Origin of the sequence: Candidatus Rhabdochlamydia sp. T3358 (assembly GCF_901000775.1) — a bacterium.
Lineage (GTDB): Bacteria > Chlamydiota > Chlamydiia > Chlamydiales > Rhabdochlamydiaceae > Rhabdochlamydia.
Genome location: NZ_CAAJGQ010000036.1, coordinates 1 through 23,324 on the forward strand (window position 1 = coordinate 1; position 23,324 = coordinate 23,324).

22 protein-coding genes are annotated in these 23,324 nt (G+C 36.0%); 14 read left to right on the forward strand and 8 right to left on the reverse strand.

Going from position 1 to position 23,324, the window contains the following annotated elements; translation table 11 throughout:
- Positions 1-115 precede the first annotated feature (115 nt).
- Together RHTP_RS08390 and RHTP_RS08395 are read left to right on the forward strand one after the other, a co-directional pair.
- Positions 116-2,104, forward strand: a complete 1,989-nt coding sequence (locus RHTP_RS08390; RefSeq protein WP_138107672.1) for a BTB/POZ domain-containing protein — start codon at positions 116-118, stop codon at positions 2,102-2,104.
- Between the two features lie 158 nt (positions 2,105-2,262).
- Positions 2,263-2,427 carry a DUF1328 domain-containing protein gene (locus RHTP_RS08395; RefSeq protein WP_138107673.1) on the forward strand — a complete coding sequence of 55 codons (165 nt, stop codon included), beginning with the start codon at positions 2,263-2,265 and terminating at the stop codon, positions 2,425-2,427.
- Positions 2,428-2,764: 337 nt separating this feature from the next.
- Here the strand turns inward: RHTP_RS08395 and RHTP_RS08405 are convergent, their stop codons facing one another.
- The 3 genes from RHTP_RS08405 to RHTP_RS09030 form a co-directional block, all read right to left on the reverse strand.
- Positions 2,765-3,127 carry a hypothetical protein gene (locus tag RHTP_RS08405; protein ID WP_138107674.1) on the reverse strand — a complete coding sequence of 121 codons (363 nt, stop codon included), beginning with the start codon at positions 3,125-3,127 and terminating at the stop codon, positions 2,765-2,767.
- A 220-nt stretch (positions 3,128-3,347) separates the two neighbouring features.
- Positions 3,348-3,581: a hypothetical protein gene (locus RHTP_RS08410; protein ID WP_138107675.1), complete on the reverse strand. Its 234-nt coding sequence runs from the start codon at positions 3,579-3,581 to the stop codon at positions 3,348-3,350.
- 17 nt (positions 3,582-3,598) lie between these two features.
- Positions 3,599-5,506, reverse strand: coding sequence for a tetratricopeptide repeat protein (locus RHTP_RS09030; RefSeq protein WP_244609547.1), 1,908 nt, complete (start codon positions 5,504-5,506; stop codon positions 3,599-3,601).
- A 243-nt stretch (positions 5,507-5,749) separates the two neighbouring features.
- On the opposite strand from RHTP_RS09030, the gene RHTP_RS08420 reads away from it, so the two are divergent.
- The 7 genes from RHTP_RS08420 to RHTP_RS08450 all read left to right on the forward strand — a co-directional run bounded on the left by RHTP_RS08420 (position 5,750) and on the right by RHTP_RS08450 (position 12,724).
- The gene (locus tag RHTP_RS08420; RefSeq protein ID WP_138107676.1) at positions 5,750-6,550 is read left to right on the forward strand and encodes a hypothetical protein; all 801 of its coding nucleotides are present in this window, start codon (positions 5,750-5,752) and stop codon (positions 6,548-6,550) included.
- A gap of 2 nt (positions 6,551-6,552) precedes the next feature.
- The gene (locus tag RHTP_RS08425) at positions 6,553-7,527 is read left to right on the forward strand and encodes an FAD-dependent oxidoreductase (protein WP_138107677.1); all 975 of its coding nucleotides are present in this window, start codon (positions 6,553-6,555) and stop codon (positions 7,525-7,527) included.
- Positions 7,528-7,534: 7 nt separating this feature from the next.
- Entirely contained in the window at positions 7,535-8,344 is an 810-nt protein-coding gene (locus RHTP_RS08430; protein ID WP_138107678.1) for an MBL fold metallo-hydrolase, read from the forward strand.
- Entirely contained in the window at positions 8,334-9,620 is a 1,287-nt protein-coding gene (gene hflX, locus RHTP_RS08435) for a GTPase HflX (RefSeq protein ID WP_244609548.1), read from the forward strand. Before RHTP_RS08430 ends, hflX begins: the two co-directional genes overlap by 11 nt.
- Positions 9,621-9,623: 3 nt before the next feature.
- Positions 9,624-10,316 (forward strand): RadC family protein, encoded by a 693-nt coding sequence (gene radC, locus RHTP_RS08440; RefSeq protein WP_138107679.1) that lies wholly within the window; start codon positions 9,624-9,626, stop codon positions 10,314-10,316.
- Between the two features lie 75 nt (positions 10,317-10,391).
- Positions 10,392-11,639 carry a tRNA (N(6)-L-threonylcarbamoyladenosine(37)-C(2))-methylthiotransferase MtaB gene (gene mtaB, locus RHTP_RS08445; RefSeq protein WP_138107680.1) on the forward strand — a complete coding sequence of 416 codons (1,248 nt, stop codon included), beginning with the start codon at positions 10,392-10,394 and terminating at the stop codon, positions 11,637-11,639.
- A complete protein-coding gene (locus RHTP_RS08450) occupies positions 11,636-12,724 on the forward strand; it encodes a hypothetical protein (RefSeq protein WP_138107681.1) in 1,089 nt (362 codons plus the stop codon). Before mtaB ends, RHTP_RS08450 begins: the two co-directional genes overlap by 4 nt.
- A gap of 43 nt (positions 12,725-12,767) precedes the next feature.
- Here the strand turns inward: RHTP_RS08450 and RHTP_RS08455 are convergent, their stop codons facing one another.
- The 3 genes from RHTP_RS08455 to RHTP_RS08465 all read right to left on the reverse strand — a co-directional run bounded on the left by RHTP_RS08455 (position 12,768) and on the right by RHTP_RS08465 (position 14,693).
- A complete protein-coding gene (locus tag RHTP_RS08455) occupies positions 12,768-13,247 on the reverse strand; it encodes a hypothetical protein (RefSeq protein WP_138107682.1) in 480 nt (159 codons plus the stop codon).
- 293 nt (positions 13,248-13,540) lie between these two features.
- Positions 13,541-14,113, reverse strand: coding sequence for a hypothetical protein (locus RHTP_RS08460; protein ID WP_138107683.1), 573 nt, complete (start codon positions 14,111-14,113; stop codon positions 13,541-13,543).
- Between the two features lie 64 nt (positions 14,114-14,177).
- Positions 14,178-14,693: a helix-turn-helix domain-containing protein gene (locus RHTP_RS08465; protein WP_138107684.1), complete on the reverse strand. Its 516-nt coding sequence runs from the start codon at positions 14,691-14,693 to the stop codon at positions 14,178-14,180.
- Between the two features lie 205 nt (positions 14,694-14,898).
- Between RHTP_RS08465 and glgB the strand changes: the two genes are divergently transcribed.
- The 3 genes from glgB to RHTP_RS08480 are packed head-to-tail and all read left to right on the forward strand — an operon-like array spanning position 14,899 to position 19,597.
- Positions 14,899-17,031 (forward strand): 1,4-alpha-glucan branching protein GlgB, encoded by a 2,133-nt coding sequence (gene glgB / locus RHTP_RS08470; RefSeq protein ID WP_244609549.1) that lies wholly within the window; start codon positions 14,899-14,901, stop codon positions 17,029-17,031.
- Complete coding sequence (gene ligA / locus RHTP_RS08475; protein ID WP_244609550.1) at positions 17,021-19,030, forward strand: NAD-dependent DNA ligase LigA; 2,010 nt, start codon at positions 17,021-17,023, stop codon at positions 19,028-19,030. Before glgB ends, ligA begins: the two co-directional genes overlap by 11 nt.
- A gap of 9 nt (positions 19,031-19,039) precedes the next feature.
- Positions 19,040-19,597 carry a hypothetical protein gene (locus RHTP_RS08480; RefSeq protein ID WP_138107685.1) on the forward strand — a complete coding sequence of 186 codons (558 nt, stop codon included), beginning with the start codon at positions 19,040-19,042 and terminating at the stop codon, positions 19,595-19,597.
- Here the strand turns inward: RHTP_RS08480 and miaB are convergent.
- A complete protein-coding gene (gene miaB / locus RHTP_RS08485; protein WP_138107686.1) occupies positions 19,577-20,920 on the reverse strand; it encodes a tRNA (N6-isopentenyl adenosine(37)-C2)-methylthiotransferase MiaB in 1,344 nt (447 codons plus the stop codon). The genes RHTP_RS08480 and miaB overlap by 21 nt on opposite strands.
- Positions 20,921-21,085: 165 nt before the next feature.
- Between miaB and rplM the strand changes: the two genes are divergently transcribed.
- Together rplM and rpsI are read left to right on the forward strand one after the other, a co-directional pair.
- Positions 21,086-21,535, forward strand: coding sequence for a 50S ribosomal protein L13 (rplM, locus tag RHTP_RS08490; protein ID WP_138107687.1), 450 nt, complete (start codon positions 21,086-21,088; stop codon positions 21,533-21,535).
- Between the two features lie 10 nt (positions 21,536-21,545).
- Complete coding sequence (gene rpsI, locus RHTP_RS08495) at positions 21,546-21,938, forward strand: 30S ribosomal protein S9 (protein WP_138107688.1); 393 nt, start codon at positions 21,546-21,548, stop codon at positions 21,936-21,938.
- A gap of 55 nt (positions 21,939-21,993) precedes the next feature.
- Here the strand turns inward: rpsI and RHTP_RS08500 are convergent, their stop codons facing one another.
- Positions 21,994-23,019, reverse strand: a complete 1,026-nt coding sequence (locus tag RHTP_RS08500; RefSeq protein ID WP_138107689.1) for a J domain-containing protein — start codon at positions 23,017-23,019, stop codon at positions 21,994-21,996.
- Positions 23,020-23,324 lie beyond the last annotated feature (305 nt).

Here is a 23,324-nt window from a genome sequence, read left to right on the forward strand (position 1 = left end):
CCCTTAACTGTCTCTGCGAAGACCTCGGCATTAAATTCCTTACTGGCTTCCAGAATTTTGGAATCAATTGGCTTGCGGCGTGACATAGAACCTCCTTAAATTTGAGGTCTTTACTATGCCATATTACCTAATCTGCTATCAAAAATTTTTAGTTAAATCGCCCTGTTCTCCTATACAAGAATATCATGCAATTATTACAAGTAGAACAATGTGGTTTGGAAGGATTATTAATTACTTTAAACCGCAAAATGAAGTAGATGTTCATTCAACAATTAATAAAATACAGGATTTCATTGAAAAAGATCCTTCTGTGCTAGAGCAGCCTGCATTTATTGTAGATGCCATGGAATTAACGAATAAGCTAGATACCTATGTTTCTTCTCGTTTTGAAAGTAATCCAAATTTTGAAAATGAAAAATGTCTTTCTTTTATTTTTTCTTTTGAGAGTTATATTTTAACTCATATTTCCGGGGATCAAACCAAGAGCTTAAAAGTAATCCAGTCAATTCAAAGTAGATTAGTTCCAGAAAATGTAATTTCTTACTTAGTAAGCGCTAACTTTAGTCAAAATATCACTTTAGCAATTGCTTGTTGTTCTTACATTGAAAAAGAGGAAATGATTGGACATCTAAAAGAGTATTTAACAAAAAAGCCTGAAAAGACGCTACATCTATTAAATGCAGGATGTTTAGCCAAAAGTAATTTTGTTATTAAAGCAGTTTGGGAAATCATTTGTCTGAATAAAAGCAAAAATTTTAAAGCGGATAAGAAATTTACATCTGCGCTTGATTATCTTATTAATAAAGAAGAATACAGTAACCAAACTTTAATCGTAGGCAATTTACAAAATCTTCAAACAGTTTTAGTAAACAGGGAAGTTTTGGCACAAAGAAATGCTTACTTTAACAGTCTTTTTCAAACAGATTTTGCAGAAGGATCTCAGACTGCTATTATACTCAAAGACCAAGATCGTACAATAAAATTACAGGGCATAGATTACGAAGGGTTCTTGTATTTACTTCGCTATATTTATACCGGTGATGTCGCTGTTCCTTTAGAGTTTTGCTTAATGGTTAGTCGTTTAGCAGATATCTATTTAGAACCAGATTTAAAAAAGACATGCGATAAAAAGAAATGGGATCAAGCTGTTCTTGGGCTCAAAAATATGAATCTGGTAGGGAAATTTCAAAGTGCTAATTACGAAAAGTTCTTTTATTTTGTTCATCACAGTTACACAGGTAAAACCGATGTATTCTCTGTTATTACGTTCAAAGATCTAGATATAGAGAAATTACAAGGACTTGATTACAAAGAAATCTTGTATTTGCTTCACTACATTTATACTGGTGAAGCCAATGTTCCTTTAGAGCTCTGTTTAACGGTTAGTCGCTTAGCAGATACATATTCAGAACTGGATTTAAAAAAATTTTGTGATAAAAAGAAGTGGAATCAAGCATCTCTTGCTCTTAAAGATAAGGGCCTATTAGGGAAATTTCAGGGGGCTAATTATGAAAGGTTTTTTTATTTAGTTCATGAAATTTATACAGGGCAAGCCAACATATCTTCTATTACCATGCTCAAAGAAATGAATCACATAGAGAAATTACAGGGTGTCGATTACAAAGAAATCTTGTATTTGCTCCATTACCTTTATACTGGCGATAAGGACGTTCCCTTAGAGCTTTGCTTAACGGTTGGTCGTTTAGCAGATGTATATTCAGAACCGGATTTAAAAAAGGCCTGTGATAAAAAGAAATGGAATCAGGCTAATGCTATACTCAAAGATAAGGGTCTATTAGGGAAATTCCAGGAAGCTAATTGTGAAAGCTTCTTTTATTTGGTTCATAAAATTTATACAGGACAAGCCAATATATCCTCTATTACTATGCTTAAGAAAATCGATCCCATAGAAAAATTACAGGGGATCGATTACAAAGAGATTCTGTATTTGCTCCATTATCTTTATACCGACGATAAGGATGTTCCTTTAGAGCTTTGCTTAACGGTTAGTCGTTTAGCAGATATGTATTTAGAGCCCTATCTAAAATATGCCTGCGATCACACCATAAAAGAAGCGCTTAAAGCAAACTCAGCTCTTTCCTAATTAGCTATAAAAATTTAAGTATTTTAATAAAGAAGGTAATTTCTACATTTTTTTATAAATTTTTATTTAAATAGTTGACGAAATTACGACAAAAGAAATAGAACAAAAAAATAGGTAAGTTAAGAGTATTCTATGAATTTTAAGAGGAGAGAGAATTTATGTTAACATGGGCAGTCATATTTCTAGTCATTGCGATTATAGCAGGGTTTTTTGGATTTAGAGGTGTTTCAGGCACGGCAACTACTATTGCTAAAGTGCTTTTCTTTATTTTTATCATATTATTTCTGATTTATTTAATCACAGGTTATGCAAACCGTTATTAAATAATAAAGGCACTTGGATGATGTTCAGGTGCTTAAATTTATGTTAACCTTAAGTTTAATCCAAGAGCAATTACTAGTGACACAATAGCGTGACATTTAGGAGTGCCATTCTAAATGAGCAATGTTTCGAAGAGCAAGAGATAAAAGGTATTGAGATTCCTCATCTCCTTTAAGGCTTATCTTCTAAGGCTGCATGAAGATATGCGACAGCTTCGTATGATCTTTTAACTTCTCGAGAAGCCATTCGTGATAGTTTTTATTTTTTATCATTTTTCTACTTATGAAAAATTTACCTATTTATTCAATGCAATGTTTTTTTAACTCTTTGTTGCCAAACTTACTCTTTATGGAAGTTAAAAGCTTTCAATACTTCTTTTGCCATTTCCATAATTTTTCCCCATTCTGGTGTGTCTATAAATAGTTGTGGAAGATAATACTCCAGTGCGGGTCCTCGGCAAAAATCATTAAACTCATCTCGAAATTTGACTAACAGATGGTACTGACTTTCTGTGATTCCAAAATCTTTATAGTTTTCTATAAGTGGGTTACCATCGCCAAAAAAATTGCATACTGTCTCATCAAAGTCATCACATTCCGGACCCACTCCTCGAATCCAAACTCTTTTCTGGTATTCCTTATCAGAAATGCCTTCAATAGTTTCTAAAACACTAATTAATATTTGTTCTCTATCTATATCCATGCCTAATTATTCCTATAAATAAATTCATCAATTGGAACATGAGCTTCGGGGGCATTTTTATTGACCTTATTTCCAAGTTTATCAAGTGTCTTTCCATCCTTCATTTGAACAATATAAGGTTTTTGTTGGTATAGAAAGGGACTATGAGGTTTTCCAGGCATAACTCTTATAGAGACATTAGATGATATACTTCATGCCCTCCCACTAGTAAGCCAAAGAATTATTTGTCTTCTTTTATTAACTTTATTGCTCTAGGGTGAAGATTTATAAAATTTTTATTATCATATAAACAAATAGTAATATCCTTTTGATAATCATTGCTTGATAAATGAGCGTGTTGCATTTCAGGGCTGTCTAATAATTTATTTAAATAACTTTGCAATTGTTTGGCTTCTTCTATAGTTAAAAATATACTAACTCTATCTAGTTTTTTATCAGATTCATCATCTAACATTCTCAAAATATTACCTCCTATTTATGTGGAACATTACTTGGATATATTCGATTGATTTCCTTCCATTCACCATCAATAAAATGCTCAAAATGTAAATGAGGGCTTTCACGAGGAAAAGGGCGATTAAAGTCAAATCGCACTTTCCTTATTCCATCTTTAGAAAGAAAAATAGGATCTCCTGCTCCATTACGAATTAGCTGTGTGCTTTCTCCTAGCCAACTAGAAATCTGTTGTTCTAATTGGACAATTTCTGCAATTTTCATACTATTTTCTAAACCAGCAACAGATTCAAGAAGAAGCGTCTTTTCAGCGGTTTGAAGCCTCTTATAAACTATATTTAATTCTTGTGCCCCTTTCATGCTTTTAGAAATAGCCTTAGCTAAAGCAGCAGGTATGAGGATATCAGACCCATACTTGCCAAAGATATATCCAGCTAATTCTCCTCGTGTATCAGAAGGAAGAGTATCCCATTCTTTAACAAGTTGGTAAGCTTCTGGAGCTAAAGTTTCACCTAAAGCATCCCATTTCTCAGAGCGAACAAGTTTACTAAGAAGAGTAAAAGCACTCCACATCTGTTCACCAGTGTGAACAGGATGCATAACTAAATCAGAAAGAAAAAAGAGTAGCCCTTTTCCAGAATCATAAATTCCTTTAGGAAGTGCCTTAGCAAAACTCAAATTAAACTCAGGAATCGATAAGGCTTTTGGAGTTTGAGAAGTATATGTATGGTAATCTTCTAAACAGCTATCATATTGCCCCAAACCAAAATGAGCAAATCCTCTTTCCAGATAAGGAAGAGGGTTTTCCGAGTTAAGCTCAATAGCTTTTCCTAAATCATGAACTGCTTGAGTTAAATAGCCATAAGCTAATGCTCTTTCTCCTCGTGCCTGATAGGAAAGAGTCGTAAAATCAGCTTCTCTTTCTGAAGTATATAAAGAGGTATAATCGGTGGTAAACTTCCGATCAATCTCCAGATGTCCCAAATCAAATGGCATTCCACTTCTCTCTAGAGAAAACGGATAGCGCTCTCCTCTATCTGCTTGAAAAAATTCTGGATATTCAGAGATTTGTTGCTCAGTCTTTTTAAGGCTGTCATGAGCAAAAAGAGCTCCTAACATCCTTCCATTTTCTTCCCAAGAGAGATCTTGCTGTGGGTTTAATGGGTTAGGTGGATGAAAAAATTGCTCATTAACAATGTTTTCCTTAAAGGAAAAGATCTGTTCATCCATGGCTTCTTTTAAAGTAGAAGCTTCAGCTGCTACTGTGGACGGAGTTTCACTAAAAACTGCAGGAGCAGATTCTTCTTCGCGTTTATGCGATTTATCAGATCCAGATACCGCTGCTGATCCAGCAGCTCCTGCTGCGCTAGCTACTGTGGCTGTTGCAGAAGAAGCTGCCACTATTGCGACAGCGACAACTGCAGCCGTTATGATAATAGCGGCTCCAATGATGATCGCTTTCTTGTGTTTTTTGGCAAACTTTTTGGTTTTTTTCCATTTTTTCCCCAGCCAACTTTTACAAAGGGTCATTTCTCCATATTCGTTAGCAATAGCTGGAACAACCATGTAGGAAGAAGCATCTAGAGAAAAAACATATTTATAAGGATTGTCTGCGTGTAAAAGCTCTTCCACATCATCGGATAAATCCTCTCCAGATTCATCAGGAAGAATGCCTTCTTTTGCTAAAAGAGCAAGGAAGTGATTGATTTTCTCTAGATCTTCAGAAGTAGATCTTTTTTCGAGCTCTCCTGATTCAAGCTCATCAAGAAGATACATGATTTCATCATAGGATAAAATGCTTTCTGTGCTCTTCTCTTCCAAGTTGAGTTTTTGTGGGGTGATTTGCCGCGCATCTTGAGGATATACAAAAAGAGAGGGTGTAGTTACAAGGAGTAGTGAGTAGATAAAGGCTTTAAGTTTATGCACAGTCGGTTAATTTTTAAGTAAATTGTTTGTGTAAGTTTAGAGTTCAAAATGAATTTGTCAATAAACAAACTTGAGGTTGATTGTAGAAAAAGTTCACTTCTTTCCCATAAAGATTAAACGATATGACCGTATTTCAAGATCTTAAGGAATCTAAAATGGTTTTGGATAAATAATTTTTATTTTAGACCTGGTTAACATTAGAAAGGGATGTTATCATTTGTTTTATTTTACTGCATTTTATCTATGACCTGGAATGATATAGAATTTTCTTTTAATCGAGCATTGCGACTGAGCTTTTCGATAAAGAAGCTGTTGTTTGTATTTGTGGTATTGTGGTGTTGTGGATTTGGTCTGCTTCTTTGCAAGTCATTGGGGCTACAAACGCAAGACTGGTTGATGCTCAATTGGAATTTTCTGCCCTTTTTTGCTATAGGTATATTAGGACTATCTCTTGGAGTTTTGTTAATCCGTCTTTATCATGATGAGATTAAAGAAAGGAAAATGAACTATCGAAAAACCTTTTCTTTATCCAAAAGGGTGATGGTTGAAATTGCTTATTTAGGCATGCCTTTAATCATCGGGTATTTAATCTTGTGGACAGCTCTTGGTTTGTTTTATTTGATTAAAGCGCTGCCTAAGGTAGGTTGGGCGCTAGGGGTTTTTCTATCATTTGGTCCTTTTTTATTGTTTTTGAGTATGGTTTGTTTGGTTATTCTTTTTTTGATCTTATTTTTTTTTTTAACGCCGATTGTAGCCTTAAGGGATTGTTTGCCCAAAGAGTGGATTAAATGCATGTTGAGTAGAATGAGTCATTCTTTATTGACTAATTTTATGTTATTTATCATCTCAGTTATTCCAGTGGGATGTATCTTAGGATTGCTTGTGATCTCACTGAATATGACCCATGCATTTTATCTTTCATCAGCTAATCCTCTGGACTTGGTGTTGATCATGCTACCGGTTTCTGTTCTTTTGGCACCGAGTGTAGTATTCTTTTTTCAATTTGCTGCAGAATCACATATTTTAATGATGCAAAAAAGATAGTTATGCGAATTGCAATTATAGGTGCTGGTTTTTCTGGATTAGCAGCAGCTTGGAATTTGCTGAACCTAAAGAATCAAGTAGTTGTATTTGATCTCTTCTCGGGAGGAGCATCTGCTGTAGCAGCGGGTTTACTCCATCCTTATGTAGGGGAAGAGGGGCGAAGGTCACTTTTTGCAACTGAGGCTATGCAAAAGACAGAAGAATTGTTACAAATAGCAAAAGCAAGCTTAAGAGAAGAGGTATATAGAGAAGGAATCATTCGCATTGCTCAAAATGAGAAACAAAGGAAGGCTTATAAAAATCACTGTGTGGTTTTTAAAGATGTTGTAGATTTAGGAAAAGATCACTTCTTGATAAAATCAGGGAAAACGGTATTTTGTAAACGTTATCTGCAAGGAATGCGGCTAGCTATTGCAGAAAGAGGTGGACAATTTATTGCAGAGAAAATTACAGATTTAAAACAATTAAAAGACTTTGATCAAATAGTTGTTGCAGCAGGAGCCTCTATTCGTAATTTCCCAGAATTTGAACAACTGAAATTGAGGTTTATCAAAGGACAGGTGCTCACTTGTGAAATTCCTCTTGATTTGCAAATAGAGAAAAGTCTTGTAGGTAAAGGCTATATAGCAACCTCTTATGAGCCGAAGATCTGTCACGTTGGTGCAACGTATGAGCGTCATGATCTAACAGATACAGCGGATCTATTGAATACTCAAAATTTGCTTTTTACCAAAGCCTCTAGCTTCTATCCAGATATTTGGCGGTTAAAGCCTATAGATTGCTCTTCTGCTATAAGAGTAAAGCGTCAAGGACATTATCTTCCGATGGTAAAAGAGGTTTCTAGTAGAGTGTGGGTAATTACAGCTATGGGATCTAGAGGGCTATTATATCATGCTTATTTCGGAGAAAAATTGGCACAAGCAATACAGGGAATGATAACTCTTTCTTTTCAAGAACTAATGCATTACTTAAAATAGATCGACTATGGGCATACAAGCGCAATTTACATTTATGGGGACCGGCGGATCTATGGGAATCCCTATGATTGGCTGTCATTGTGCAGCATGTAATTCCCCTAATCCACTAGATAAGAGAATGCGTCCTTCTGGTTTGATACAAGTAGCGGATAAGAATTTTGTGATTGATGTAGGACCTGATTTTCGTATGCAGGCTTTACGGTTAGGAGTTGAAAAAATAGATGGGGTGTTGATCTCTCATGCTCATTCAGATCACATTGCTGGATTGGATGATTTAAGAGCGTATTATTTTTTACATAAATCTAAAACGCCTTGCTTGTTATCTGAGCTAACTTTTGAAGAACTCAAGCAGCGCTATCCCTATTTATTTCAACCCACCGACGATAAAAAAAGTGTAACAGCCCAACTTGATTTTCGTGTGCTTCCTCAAGAATTCGGCTCTATTTTTTTTCAAGGGGTTCAATGGGTTTTCTTTTCCTATTTGCACGCAGAAGTACAAGTAACGGGTTTTCGCGTAGGAAATTTTGCCTATGTATCTGATATAAGGTATTACTCTAATCAGGTAATAGATAGGCTAATTGGAGTGGAAATCCTTACGATCAGTGTGCATAAAAAAGAGGCTACAGAGGTACATTTTGGAATAGAAGAAGCTGTGGAATTCTCTACCCTTATAGGGGCCAAAAAAACATATTTTACCCATCTATCTCATGATTTCGAGCATAGTATGAACACGCAGCTTCCGTCTGGATTTGAGCTTGCCTATGATGGTATGGCTGTTTTTTTTACAATACCTAAAAAGGATGTACATGGCAATTGACCCAGCCTCACTTGAATTAAAGAATTTACATAGAGCAATTCTTGTAGGGGTTTATTCTCATAGTCAACAAAAAGCTCTTTGCAATGATTATTTAAGTGAATTAGAGCGTCTTTGTGAAACCTATGGTTGGCAAGTTGCTGCTAGATTTGCTTGCATGCTACGTAAAGTAGATGCAGCCACTTATTTGAGCAAAGGGAAAGTAGAAGAGCTAGTTCAAATGGTAATTGATTTAAACGCTGATGTGGTTGTGTTTGATGATGAGATTAGTCCTCATCAACAACGTAATTTAGAAAAGCTCTTAAAAAAAGCTGTAATTGATCGCACAGAATTAATTATTGAGGTGTTTGCACAAAGAGCGCAAACCAGAGAAGCGCGTCTGCAAATAGAACTTGCTAAAGCAAGATATCAGATGCCTCGCTTGAAGCGTTTATGGACACATCTTTCTCGTCAGAGTGCAGGAGGTGGAGCTTATTTAAAAGGCGAAGGAGAAAAACAGATAGAAATTGATAGACGGATCCTGCGACGTCAAATCGATTCATTAAAGCAAGAAATCGAGCAAGTGGCTAAACAGCGCCATACACAACGGGGATTGAGAATCCGTACTGAAATACCGACATTTGCCATAGTGGGTTATACGAATGTAGGTAAGTCCACACTTCTTAGAGCGCTAACGCAAGCTGATGTTTTAGTAGAGGATAAGTTATTTGCAACTCTTGATACCACAACTCGTAAATTTATTTTGCCCAATAAACAGGCTATTTTATTAATTGATACCGTTGGATTTATTCGTAAGATTCCACATACACTCGTTGCAGCTTTTCGCAGTACGTTAGAAGAGGCTATTCACACCGATATTTTATTGCATCTAATTGATGTGAGTCATCCAATGGCTTTTTCTCAGGCAGAAGAAACTCTAGCTGTTTTAAAAGAACTAGGGGCTGAAGATAAGCCGATTATTACAGTGTTAAATAAAATCGATCTATGTCCTAATCACTCTATGTTAGCTAAATTTCGGATCTTATATCAGAAAACCGTGCCTATTTGTGCAGAAACAGGAGAAGGATTTGAGATTTTATTCGATAGCATGATGCGTGAAATTGCTCTTTTACGCAAAACAGTTCGAGTTAAGATTCCACAAAGTCATTATGCACTTGTTAGCGAATTGATGCGTTTAGGAAGAGTTCTTGAATGTGAGTATGAAGAAAATGATGTTGTAATGAAATTAGAAATACCAACTTCCTTAGAACATCGTCTGCAACCATTTTTACTGGATTAATTCATGACTTTAAAAGCAATTCCAGCAGAAGAGAGGCCCAGAGAGCGTTTAATGCGAGATGGGATTGATTCTCTTTCTTTAGCAGAGCTCATAGCTATTGTTTTAAGCAGTGGAACGCGAGGTAAGTCGGTTTTGAGTTTGTCAGAAGAGCTCATTGTACGATTTGGCAGCCTTGAGTATCTGTTAGATGCTTCTGTAATTGAACTTATGGAACTTAAGGGAATAGGACTTGCTAAAGCAATTCAGTTAAAAGCGGTTTTTGGTATCGCTCTGAAATGCCGTCGTCCTCAGTCTTTAAAAAAATACTCCATTCAATCGGTAGAAGAGGCCTATCTTTTAGCAAAAGGAGAAATTGGTCACTATTCTCAAGAAGTTTTATTAGTCATCTTGCGAGATGTGCGTGGGTTTTTAATTCACAGAGAACAGGTAGCAGTTGGAACACTATCTCAGGTATTGATCCATCCAAGGGAGGTATTTTATCCTGCTGTGCGCTATAAGGCTCATAGTATGATTTTGGCTCATAATCATCCCAGTGGGGATCCCACTCCATCTAAAGCTGATATTGAATTAACGAGGGTTCTTATGCAGTCTGGTCAGATTATGGGTATCGAGATTGATGACCATCTGATTATAGGTAGAGATCGTTTTGTTTCTTTAAAAGAACAAGGCGTTATGAATAGCTTTTCAAAATATTAATCTTTTTTAAAAGATAACTGTCTTTTCTTTATTTCTATCTATTTTTAGGCTTGTTTTAGTATACTTTTATCCACTATGAATCAGAAAAAAAAATTTAAAGTTGTCACTCTAGGCTGTCGTACCAACCAATACGAATCACAGGCTTATCAAGATCAACTGCTTACCTTAGGCTATAGTGAGGCCAAAGAAGCAGAGCAGGTGGATTTATGTATTGTTAATACTTGCACCGTTACAGAGTCAGCAGACAGCTCCAGCCGCTATCAAATTCGTCATTTGCATCGTAAATACCCCGATGCAAAGATTGTTGTTACAGGATGTCTTGTTGAGAGTGCAAAAGAGGCTCTGCAGGGAATGGGTGAAATAGATTGTATTGTGCCCAATAAAGATAAGGAAAATCTTCTCTCCTATGTATTTCCAGAACAAGAGATGCCAGAGTTTAAAATCTGTCAATTTGAAGCCCATACCCGAGCTTTTGTTAAAGTCCAAGATGGATGTAACTCCTTTTGCACGTATTGTATTATTCCTTATGTGCGGGGTCGCTCTCGCTCTCGAGATTTAACAGATATTTTGCAAGAAGTAAAAGGGTTAGTTGCTAATGGGTATAAAGAAATTGTTTTAACAGGGATTAATATTGGCGATTTTGAATCTACTGAAAAAATTCGTTTAGCAGATCTGGTTAGGCAAGTAGATGCAATAGAAGGAATACAAAGATTGCGTATCTCTTCGATTGATCCCGATGAGATAGATGAGGATTTAGCAGATGCTGTTTTACACTCAAAACACACCTGTGCTTCTATGCATGTTGTGCTGCAATCAGGATCAAACACCATTTTAAAACGTATGAACCGTAAATATACCAGAGAAATTTTTCTAGAAACAGTAGATAGACTACGTGGTGCAAACCCTGATTTTACCTTCACAACCGATGTCATAGTTGGTTTCCCAGGGGAAAGTGAACTAGACTTTCAAGATACCTTATCTGTAATGGACTACGTGCGTTTTGCAAAAGTACATATGTTTCCCTATAGTCCACGTCCAAGAACAAGAGCAGCTCTTTATCCTAACCGGATAGACCCAGCAGTTGTTAACATAAGAAAACAGCAAGTTTTACGCTTAGCTGAAGAACATGCGTATTTCTTAAGAGAAAAATATGTTGGCCGTACTCTTCCTGTATTAATAGAGAAAGCAGAGGATATATCTAGTGGTCATACAGAAAATTTTCTACAAGTAATGAGTCAAGATAAAGGTCTTAAATCTAATGATCTTGTAGAGATGCAACTATATGAAAACACTCCCGAAGGTCTTTTAGGGAGGATTGTATGAATATTACCATTGCTCATCGCATGCGTCCTTTCTCTCATAAAATGGGAAGCGTTTTTCTTTTGCCTAATAGTCATTTTAAAGTAGAAATATTTCCAACCCTATTGCGATTTACCGATTTGGAAAATCGCATAAAGCCCATAGAGTTACGCCTTTTTATTAGAGGGCCTATTCAGTCATTTACAGCAGAATTGAATTTAGAAACCGGCTCAATTTGCGTATTTGGCAGAACTTTAGATGGCTATATACGTTATTCTCTTTTCTATAAAGCTTCAGAATTACTACTGCTTTGTGAAAAAGCCCCTTCTGTTTTGCAGTTGCAATACGGAGCAACATTATCGCAACTGCAGCCAAAACAAACATTAGCTATTCCCGTGTCATTTTGCTTAAAAGAAACACAAGGCCTGCAAGAAAGATTACACCTAGGTATTCATAAAGCCCAAGATTGGGAATTGATGCAAAGACGTTTTAATCTACAAGAACTGTTTCCTTTTTGGTTAGCTCTTGCGCAATGGGTTCCTTCTATTACTTATGAAGATAATGACCAAGAAATGTTTTCTCTCATTCGTAAATGCCAGATTGCCATTGAAAAAAAAGAAAAACTACAAATCATCAGTTGCTTTAAGAATGTGTTCCTAGCCGCTTTTGAAGGGGTATTTGTGCCTCGCTTATTCGATAGTGATTATCAAGGCATCATTGATGTAGAAGAGAATACCTTACCTGCAACAATGCTTCTTTTACAAAGTGCTAAATTGCTGAGATGGCTCTTTTTTGTAGAAGAAGAGAATCTATTTTCTATTTTGCCTTGTGTTCCTCCAGAACTACACTGTGGTAGAATCATTCAATTGCAAACAACAAGGTTAGATCGGATAGATATAGAATGGTCTAAGAAAAGATTGCGTCGTATGTTTATTCAAACAAGCAATACAAGACCTATTGCATGTCAACTTCCTAAAGATATTTCAAGCTGTCGTTTAAGAGTGCACAGAAAAGATAAGGGACAAAAGCTACAAGTAACAAAAGAGGGAATTTTACAAATTCCCGCTCTTGCTCACTTAAAAGCTTGGTTAGACTGTTTTGAGAGATGAGTGTAATTTCACTCATTTTCTATAAAATTTGAAGTGAACTTTTTTATCTTCTTGATTTAATAACTTTTCTAAGCTCATGCCAGGTGCTTAACCTACACCACTCTTTTAAAGTTTCAAGGGGTATACCATGCTCTTTTGCTATAGTTGATTTTGCAATGCCTGAATGAGTAAGAGCTAAAACCTGTTGTTTTTTATCTTCTGATGAATCGGATTGTTTTTGAAAGGACCGATATGGTCTATAACGCAAGTTATATTCAATGTTTCTCTGAGGTTTCCTGTCTGAATTAGGTATTTGTTTTTTCTCGGCTTCATTTAGTAAAGCTTCAAATTCAGGATTTTCTTTATTTATAAAGTTTACTAATGGTGAGAAATCAATAGAACTATAGAAGATCTCAAGAACTTTATTGATGTTAGTTTCAATCTGTTTAAATTCGAGCGGTGATTCAGTCTCTTTCAGAACCCATTCTTGAGAGTTTTCAATGGACGCATCAGAATGCAAAATATAGCTTCTTGTGATAGTCATAATAATAGCCTTTAACAAATTGTTTTTTTATTGTACGTTACTTTATAATTATAGTTAATTTGTATTAATTATTTTAATTTTTTTGGTAAATAAACCATATTATTGGATAATAAGAAGACAGATGTGTCTTCGTATTGATTAATGCAGACTGTGATTGCAAAGGGAGTACTAAGCGCTGTAGTTATATGGAATGCGATTACCCATTTTGTTCTAATCATCAAGAACAAACAGAAGAGAACTATTTAGAGTAAAACGATTTTGAAATCTTCTTCAGCTTTGAGCTTTTAATCTCATTAATTTAACATCCAAGCTGCCGAGCTATTGTATGGAAGATTTAGAGCATAGGCTTTTTTCATCCAGATGCGTAAAGTGCCTTGGCAAATGTTATAATTTTTAGAAACTTCAGTTATACGCCTACCTGAACAAATCTCACTTACAACGCTTTGTTTAAACTCAAGAGGATATCTTCTTCCTTCTTGATGATGTTCTTTTGTTTTAGATAATGACTCAGCTGGCTGAGAAACTTTTTTCATCCAATTCTTTAAAGTTCTGTAGCAGATGTTGTGGTTTTTAGCAACTTGGTTTTTATATCTGCTTAAATAAACTTCGCTTATGACCTTTTGTTTAAATTCAATGGAATATCTTTTCCCTTGTTTATGTTCTTTTTTTTTGCTATGCCATTTGTATAAAACTTTTCTAGATGCTTCAAATGAGCGAAAGTCTTTAGAAGTCTTTTCGAGTTTTTGTTCTTGAATATTACATGACTTAAAGAGATCATCTGTCTTTTTTAATAGAGAAGAACAGCTGTGTGTTGCTTGAATTGGCTGTTCTTGTTGAAATAGGTAATTTGTGAAAATAGTAGACATAAAAAATAAGATTTCAAGTCTTAAAAATATTTTTATATATACTATTGTATTTTCTTATCTTATTCTAGAAAAATATAACCTGCCGATTCCTTAACTTCTTTATTTTAGCTTGTAAAGAGGGATCCCTAGCCCATTTGGATATAGTGCTTCTGCAAACATCGAATTCTTGAACAAGATCTTTTAGAGGTCGACCTGTGTGCCGCTGAAGTACAACTTTTTTTTTAAAAATAATGGAATATGTTTTGTTTGTTTTAGTTCTGCTTCCATATGTTTTCCATTCTTTTACCAAATCGTAGGAAATTCCAAAGTGTTCTGCAACTGCTTTTTGGGTGAAACCTTTACGAATACAATCAGCAACTTTGTGTTTAGTTTCTGTAGTATGTTTTGTACATTTTTTTTGCCTCTTTAATTTTACAGATTCATTACAGATGGTGTTTTCCATACACTCTATTAATTCTTGCAAATTTAGATCTAAATCAATCTCTTCTTCCAAATTTAAGTCTGGAAATAGATTGGAAGGAGCAATTTCATTTTTCTCTATAGGATAATTGTCTAGATAAGTGCAGGTAGAAATACGCATATTTAATATTTTATTTTAATTTAAAAGTGAATGATATTTAAAATGAACTGTTTATATAGACTTGTGTTTTATAATCAATTTAAATGATTTTTTTAATTAAAAATTCTGAATTATCATAGATTGATTTCTAGAAAAATATAACCTATCGATTCCTTGTCATTTGAGGGAAGAACTACTATATTGTGAAGTAACAAGGGAGATTTGTGTGTTTTTAGAGCACTTTCAGGAAAAGATCCATTCTAGCCCACATGATGTGTTAGGTTTGCATCTAGTTGATGATAAAAAAGTAATTCGTCTTTGGCGCCCTGGAGCAGAGAATATTTATTTAGAGGTGTTTGGATCCATAGTTCAAGCTAAAAGGGTGGACAGTGAAGGGTTATTTGAATGTGAAGTTCCTGAAAAAACAGAATTTGGAGATTATTGTATTTATCACCAAAACGGCTTGTTAGCAAATGATCCTTATGCTTTTGGTCCTATTTTTGGTGAATTGGATAAACATTTATTTGCGCAAGGGGTTCATTATCGTCTCTATGAAGTTATGGGGGGGAAAGTAACTACGCATCAGGGAATTGCAGGAGTAAAATTTACGGTTTGGGCTCCTAATGCAAGATGGGTTTCTTTAGTGGGTGATTTTAATCACTGGGACGGGCGTGTAAACCCTATGCGAAGTTATGGTGGTATTTGGGAGTTATTTGTCCCAGGCATTGGTAATTATCAAAAATACAAGTTTGAAATTCATACCGATGGGGAAGTATTGATTAAAACAGATCCTTATGCGAACTATTGTGAGTTAAGACCTGCAAACGCTTCTATTGTATTTGATATTGATCGATATCAGTGGCACGATCAAGTTTGGCGAGAAAAACAATTAAAACGCAATAAAGATAGTTACCCTCTGAATATCTATGAGGTTCATCTTGGGTCCTGGAAGAAAAGAGAAGGAAATTATCTCAATTATAAAGAGATTGCTTTTGAACTAGCTCAATATTGTAATCAGATGGGATTTTCTCATGTAGAACTTCTCCCTATTACAGAATACCCTCTTGATGAGTCATGGGGATATCAAGTAACCGGTTTTTTTGCACCGACTAGTCGATTTGGAACTCCTGAGGACTTCCAGTATTTTGTAGATTACCTGCATCAGCAAAATATTGGAGTCATTTTAGATTGGGTTCCAGCGCATTTCCCCATAGATAGTCACTCTTTACATCTCTTTGACGGAACGTGTCTATATGAGCATAAAGATATGCGTCAAGGATATCACCCTCATTGGAGTACCTGTATTTTTAATTATGGTAGATTTGAAGTATCGAACTTTCTGATTGCAAGCGCTCTTTTTTGGCTTGACAAAATGCATGTTGATGGCTTTCGAGTGGATGCAGTAGCTTCGATGCTTTATCTAGATTATGGAAGGGAAGTAGGTGAATGGATTCCTAATGCGTATGGAGGTAGAGAAAATTTAGCAGCCATTGAATTTATCAAACACCTTAACTCCATTGTGCACCAGTTATTCCCTTTTGCATTGATGTGCGCTGAAGAATCTACTTCTTTTACCGGAGTAACCCATCCTTTAGAAAAAGGTGGTCTTGGTTTTGATCTTAAATGGAATATGGGCTGGATGAATGATAGTTTGCAGTATTTTTCTAAAGATCCTCTTTTTCGCAGTTATCATCAAAATATACTTACCTTTAGTTTGCTCTATGCTTTTTCTGAGAAGTTTATTCTTCCTCTGTCTCATGACGAGGTTGTTCATGGCAAAGCTAATCTATTGTCTAAAATGCCAGGGGATGACTGGCAAAAATTTGCAAATGCACGCCTATTCTATAGCTACCAAATCTGTCACCCAGGAAAGAAGTTGGTTTTTATGGGGGTAGAGTTAGGCATGTGGAAGGAATGGAACTCTCAAGAAGAGCTTCCTTGGGAACTTTTAGGCTATGAAAGGCACCAAATGCTTCAGAGGTTTTTTCAGCAAATGAATGCTTTTTATCGGAATAATTTCGCATTATGGGAATGGGATTTTGATTCTAAAGGATTTGAGTGGATAGATTTTTCAGACCAATATAATTGTTGTATTAGCTATTTAAGAAAAGCGGAGCGGCAACTTTTGTTTTGTGTGCATAATTTTAGTGCTAATTGTATACCCAATTATGTAGTTCATTTGCCAAATGTTGTACGGATAGTAGAAGTATTTAATACAGATAAAGAAGAGTATGGTGGTTCTGGTAAATTAAACTCTTCTATAAAAATCATGAATAATCTGCAAAAAAAACCGACCGGTGTACAATTTCAACTCCCTCCACTTGCAACAATGATTTTTGAGGTGCAATTTGTGTCCTAAACAAGTTTTTTTTACACATAAACAATACATGCAATTCATAGAGGAGATCAATAAACACGATCGACTCTATTTTCTCGAAGCCAAGCCTGTTATCTCAGATTATGAATATGATCAGTTGGTAAAAAAAGTAGAAGCCATTGAAAAAACCCATCCAGAGTGGATTGATCCTTCATCTCCTACCCAGCGCTTAACAGATCAGCCTTCTAAAGGATTTATTCAGGTAAAACACAGAACTCCTATGCTATCTTTGAGCAACACCTATTCACAAGAAGAAGTGGAAGATTTTATTAAACGCATGCAAAAATGGCTGGGCCCTCAAAACTTGCAGTTTTGTGCAGAGCTAAAAATGGATGGAGTGGCTATAACTGTCTGTTATGAAGATGGCAAATTGCTACAGGCTCTTACTCGTGGGGATGGCAAAGTAGGTGATGATATTACAGCGAATATCAAAGCTATTCGCTCTATTCCTCTTTATATACAAACAAAAGAGAAAATAGAAGTTAGAGGAGAAGTGTTTATGTTGCATAGGGTTTTTCAAAAGCTCAATCAATCCAAACTAGCTATAGGAGATGAATTATGGGCAAATCCAAGAAATGCAGCAGCAGGCTCTTTAAAACTACTTGATGCAAATCAAGTAGCTAAGCGCTCTTTAAGTGCTGTATTTTATGCTTTTGCTAATGAAGCAGAGGCTCCTTGCACAACTCAATATGATTGTCATCACCACTTAAATTCTTTAGGGCTCCCCAGCTTTTCCGATGCGTATATCAAGCGTTGTAATACAGCAGATGAGATCATGGATTTTGCAAGACAGATTGAGAAAAACAGACACCAACTTGCGTTTGATATTGACGGTATTGTGATTAAGATAGATCTATTAAAAGATCATGCAGAGCTTGGTGTTACAGGTAAAAGTCCTAGATGGGCCATTGCTTATAAATTTGCCCCTGAGCAAGCTGAGACACAAATTAGAGATATTACCGTGCAAGTGGGAAGAACAGGGGTATTAACTCCAGTAGCTGAGTTAGAACCTGTATTACTAGCTGGTAGTACAATTGCTCGTGCTACATTACATAATCGAGAAGAAATAGAGAGAAAAGATATTCGTATAAAAGATTATGTAATCATTGAAAAAGGAGGGGATGTAATCCCTAAAGTGCTGCAGGTTAACTTAAAAAAACGCACAAAATCCTCTATCCCCTGGCATATGCCACATTTTTGTCCCAGTTGTGGTAGCAAAGTGGTGCACTATGAAGGCGAGGTTGCTATGAAGTGTCCTAATACCAAAAATTGCCCCGAGCAAGTTATGCGTAAAATCTTCTTCTTTGCAAGTAAAGATGCTATGAATATCGAGCATTTAGGAGATAAGGTAATCAAACAGCTCATCGAGAAAAAATTGATTAAAAGTGCAGCTGACCTCTACCTTTTAACTAAAGAAGATTTAGCTCAATTAGAAGGATTTAAAGAAAAATCGATTCAAAACTTGCTAAAGAGCATTGATAAATCCCGCCATGTAAACTTAGAGCGGTTTATCTTAGCTCTGGGCATTAAATATGTAGGAGAAGGTTCTGCCGAACTGCTTGCCCAAGCAGCTAGAACAATGGATGGACTCTTAAGAATGCGTATGGAAGATCTGCAGCAGATTCAAGGAATTGGAGAAAAAACGGCAATTGCTGTTATTGAGTATTTTAAAGATCCAGATCATTTGCAAGAGCTGCAAGCTTTACTCAAATCTGGAATAAAGCCACAATCGATGCAAACAATACAAATTGAAAATCACCGCTTTGCAAATAAAATATTTGTGTTAACTGGTACTTTAAAAGAATATAGTAGAACAGATGCCACTCTTCTGATTAAAGAAAGAGGTGGTAGAGTGACAAACTCTGTTAGCCGTAATACCGATTATCTTTTAATAGGGGAAGATCCAGGGTCTAAATTGGCTAAAGCGCAAGAATGCAAAGTCCACATACTAAATGAGCAAGCATTTAAAAATCTGCTATAGGAGAGATAAATGTATAGAAAACTGGTTAAGAGCGCTCTAATCGGAGGAGTTACTGTTTTTATTTGGAGTATGCTCTCTTGGATGGTTTTTTCTTGGCATGCACAAACCTATTATAAGTTTACAGATGAAGCAGAGGTTGCAAAAGTCCTTAAGGAAAACACCTCACAAAGCGGAATTTATATTTTACCTAATACGAGTCATTATTCTAATAATACACCTACAAAAGAGATTAGAAAAGCAGAAGAGATCTTAAAGACAGGTCCTTTTGTGTTTGCTTCCATAAAGTTAGGTGGAATGAAAAAAATGGGGGCTGCAACCCTAATGATTTCTCTATGCTCCTATATTCTGGCAGCAGCAATTGCATCCTGGATGCTTTTACAAACGCAAGGCTTACGTTTTTTAGAAAAGACACTCTTTGTGACAATGATTGGATTATTAACAGCAATCCTAGGCGTGTTACCTGCTTGGAATTGGTGGCACTTTTCTACAGCTTATACCTTTATAACTTGCTTGGATCTAGTTATTGGCTGGGCATTAGCAGGTTTATTAATGGCTAAAAGCCTTTAAGTGACTTGGAACAAGCTCTCCAAGCAGGGTTTGGTTGCTAAATCCAGTAATTTTTACGGTTTGCAAAGAGCCGATTAAAGAGTCACCTCCTGCAAAAACCATGCTTTTCCAACATCTGCTGCGCCCTTTAAGATTTTTATCTTTAGTGCGTTTTTCTACTAGCACTTCTAGATGAGAACCTAATATCTCTTGCCTTTGTTCTGCACAGATTTGCTCATGCAGCTGCAGAAGACGTTGTAGACGTTCTTGTTTTACCTCTTCTGGGATATCATCTTTCCAGCGAAATGCAGGAGTTCCTTTGCGAGCGCTATAAGAAAAAATAAAAGCTACGCTGTAACGAATTTCTTTCAAGATATCGTAGGTTTGCTGAAACTCTTGCTCCGTTTCTGTAGGGAAACCAACGATGATATCTGTACCAAGTGATACATTAGGTACGATTTTTTTTAATAAAGCTACTTTTTCTAAGTAGGTCTCCAAAGTATAAATGCGATGCATTTTTTTCAAAATACGATTAGATCCAGCCTGGATAGGGAAATGCACAAATTCACATACAGAAGGAAGATCTCGGATAGCTTGCATAAGTTCAACAGTGATATCCACAGGATGAGATGTCATAAAACGAATGCGCTCTAAACCTTGTATTTGATCTAAGCGGCAGAGCAAATCGTGGAATAAATAGCCCCATTCTGCTTTATCCTTACCATAGCTGTTGACGTTTTGTCCAAGTAGAGTGATTTCTTTGTAACCTTTTTCCACAAGAAGCTTACATTCTTCAACAATTTGATCAGGATGGCGAGAAACTTCTTGTCCTCGTGTATAAGGAACAACGCAATAGGTGCAGAACTTATCACATCCTCGAATAATAGAGACAAAAGCTTTCATAGGATCATCTCGTTTTGCTACCAAGTAATCCAGATTTTCTTCAAATTGATCTACAGTTCGAATGGTTTTCTTTCCTGTTAGCAAAACCTCATCTAGCACTTCATTTAAATCGCTGATATTATTCGTGCCTAAGACAAAATCCACATGAGGAAGCTTGCGAAACAAAGAATCTTTTTTAGCCATTGCCATGCAGCCTGTAATGCCAATTACAGGTCTTTCCAAAAAGTTTTTCCCCATCCTGCCTATTTTGCCAAATGCCTTACGCTCAGCGAGATCGCGAATAGAGCAAGTGTTAGCGATAAAAAGATCTGCCTCATCTTCCTCTAGAACCCGTTTTAATCCTCTTTTCTCCAAAAGACCAACCATGATTTCTGTGTCAAGCTCGTTCATTTGGCAGCCATAGGTCTTTACAAAAAAAGTTTTTACTTGTTGTTTGCGCATAGAGATCTTCTTTGAAGTTAAAAATTAAGAGGAGTCTAGCTTAAAAAGAGGCTTTTAGCAAGACTATCTCAAGCAAAAGCCTTAAGTTCTTGGCAAAAAAAGAACAGACAAGTAAACTATCGTTTCTTTAATAAATAAACTTAAAACTCTTTTAAAGGCTTGTAGATGAATGCAAAACAAGATAAAACATTTTTTGTCACCAAAGAGGATGCTCGCCTTAACCGCAAATGGCTCAAGCTAGACGCGTCAGGCAAGACTTTAGGAAGATTTGCTAGCGAAGTAGCTAAAATCTTAAGAGGGAAACATAAGACAGATTTTACTCCTAATACCGATACAGGAGATGGCGTTGTTATAGTTAATGCAAGTAAGATTGCAGTTACTGGGTCAAAAGATGCTCAAAAAATTTATCGCTATCACACAGGGGCTATGAGCGGGATGCGAGAGATTCCTTATCGTGTTATGCTCGATCGAAAGCCTGAATATATTATTTGGCATGCGATTAAAGGAATGATGCCAAAAAGTAGACTTGCAGAAGCTCAAATGAAAAAGTTGCGTATTTATGCAAAAGAGGAGCACGATATGCATGCACAATCTCCACAATCCGTTAACATCTAAAAAGGGACTTATGAAAGAACAAGAATTTATGGGAACTGGCAGAAGAAAAACAGCGGTTTCTTCTATTCGTCTACGTCCCGGTACTGGAAAGATAGAAGTAAATGGAAAAAAATTTGAAGAGTATTTTCCTTTAGCTTTGCAAAGAATGACTATTTTATCCCCTTTAAGCGAAGTGGATAATCCTGAAAATTACGATCTTCTCATCCGTGTAAAAGGTGGCGGTATTGAAGGTCAGGTAATTGCTTCTAGATTAGGTATTTCTAGAGCTTTAGTTGAGAAGAACGCAGACAATCGCCAAGCTTTAAAAAGCCTAGGTTTTCTAACTCGCGATTCTCGTAAAAGAGAGCGTAAAAAGTATGGACAACCAGGAGCTCGTAAACGCTTCCAGTTCTCAAAACGTTAATTTCTTTCCTTGTTTTGTAGGGCTTTATTGTTTAAAGCCCTTTTTTTATTTGATTTCAAGAAGAATGCCCTTGTAAATTTATTTCAAGCTCTAAACGAGCTGGGCGAAGTACACTTTTAAAAAGAATTTCTGCAACAACTTTAATACTATTTTCTATGTGTTTATCAGGATGTAAGATAAGGGACCATTTGAGGTAAGCTTTTTTGATATCTTTCATTTGAAAACCAGGTTTCAACTGCAGCAGATCGCTTGCAGGTGCATTCTTTAAAGAAAGATTAAAAAAAATTTTAAAATTGTCATTTTGGTAAGCATTTACTATTGCAATTTTGTCTTGGAGACATTTTTGCACAGGTTCTATCTGCTTGTTTTTTTGCAATTTATATCGTCTTTGTCTGTGTTCTTCTGCCCATTTATAAAAGCTTGCTTCTATATTGGTATAGTCTTCAGCTGTTATTTTATGGCCGAAGCAGTCTAAAGACCCTCCATTAATAAAGATATTAAATCCCTCAGGACGGATCCATGCAGGCAATTTTCTGTCAATAATTTTTTGGGAAAAATGATAGTTGGAGAAGGCCATACTTGGAGCTATCACAGCAGTAGCGAATAGAGAGCTTCCCACAAGTAAAGAGGCGGGGGAAATAATAGAAAAGGAAGTCAGGCAAACAGCAAGTATGGTCAAGCTACCAAAAAACAAAGGGATGGCCAAATTAGTAATAACATAAGCGAGATGCTGTATGGGAGATGCAATCATTTTTTTTTGGATAATCAGACTAATTTGGTGCGATGTAGCACCTTTATACTTAGCATAGAAAGCTTCACAGACCCCTATCCCTATATCAATTAAAGCTGTAAAAGGTGTTGCACAAATGATAATAGGCCAGCAGAGATAGCTTATTATCATGCACTGGCTATTCTCTAGTGAACTAGCTAGGATTTGTTTGCAAAGATTATTTGCATTCCTTGCTTTATATAATGATGTTTTGTTATGACTCTCATTCAAATAATAAAGAGGTTTTTCAAGCCATTGAAAAGCAGAAGGATAAACTGCAGCATGTGATGAATTTAAAATAAAAGCAGTCATTTTGCCCTCGGGATAAATGGAAACGATTTTATCAATAATTGAATTATAAATAAATAAATTTTATTTTAAAAACAGCATAGTAGAGAAACGAGAGCTTTAACCTTTGGAAAAAGATAAAAAGCCTTGAGTATGAATGACTACAGGGCGATTTAACTAAAAATTTTTGATAGCAGATTAGGTAATATGGCATAGTAAAGACCTCAAATTTAAGGAGGTTCTATGTCACGCCGCAAGCCAATTGATTCCAAAATTCTGGAAGCCAGTAAGGAATTTAATGCCGAGGTCTTCGCAGAGACAGTTAAGGG